A 701-nucleotide genomic window follows, 5' to 3' on the forward strand; every position below is an offset into this window, starting at 1 on the left:
ATAATAGAAACCTTATTTAGTTGTCTTTAGTTTACTGCATTACGTTACCGAAGTCATTCACGCCAGAATAGGCGTGAATGAGAGACATTTTTCACTAACTAATCGTTATATCCAACCACGCTCCGCAAACGACACCACATCTTCAAAAGACACCACGAAGTGATCGAGTACTCGAATATCAACCAAGGCTAGCGCGTCGGTCAGTCGTCGAGTAATACGTCGATCGGCTTGACTGGGTGTGGCATCACCGCTGGGATGGTTATGATAAAAAATGACCGCGCTTGCATTTGTGGCCAGTGACTCTTTGACCACTTCACGCGGGTAAACGGAGGCGGCGTCAATGGTGCCATTAAACATCTCTTTTGTGCGTAAAACTCGATGCTGACTATCAAGAAATATCACCCCAAACACTTCGCTTTCATTGGAGGCGAGTGAAGTCTGACAAAATGACTTCACCAATTCAGGGGAATTGAGGGGCGTCTGCTCTGACACAAACAACTTAGATTTTAAAATGCTCGCGGCATGGTTCAAGATATCTTTTTCTTCGACAGAGAAAAGGCTGTGATTAGAGTAGTTAGCAAGTACAGACATAATAGATCCCTTTTAATATTTAAAGTCGTGATGGGCGGCGCTCAGTCCGTGTTATTGGCCATACAAGCTAGTCAGAAGGTCTTTCGCTATTGCTTGATGCTTAGCGGTCG

Annotated in this window: 1 protein-coding gene; it reads right to left on the minus strand. The window is 44.7% G+C overall.

The annotated features are described in order from the left end of the window. Nucleotides 1-105: 105 nt before the first annotated feature. Entirely contained in the window at nt 106-591 is a 486-nt protein-coding gene (radC, locus tag AB4589_RS23265) for a DNA repair protein RadC (RefSeq protein WP_016799664.1), read from the minus strand. Nucleotides 592-701: the final 110 nt, after the last annotated feature.

Source organism: Vibrio sp. 10N.222.49.A3 (genome assembly GCF_041475145.1).
GTDB classification, from domain to species: Bacteria; Pseudomonadota; Gammaproteobacteria; order Enterobacterales; family Vibrionaceae; genus Vibrio; species Vibrio tasmaniensis_A.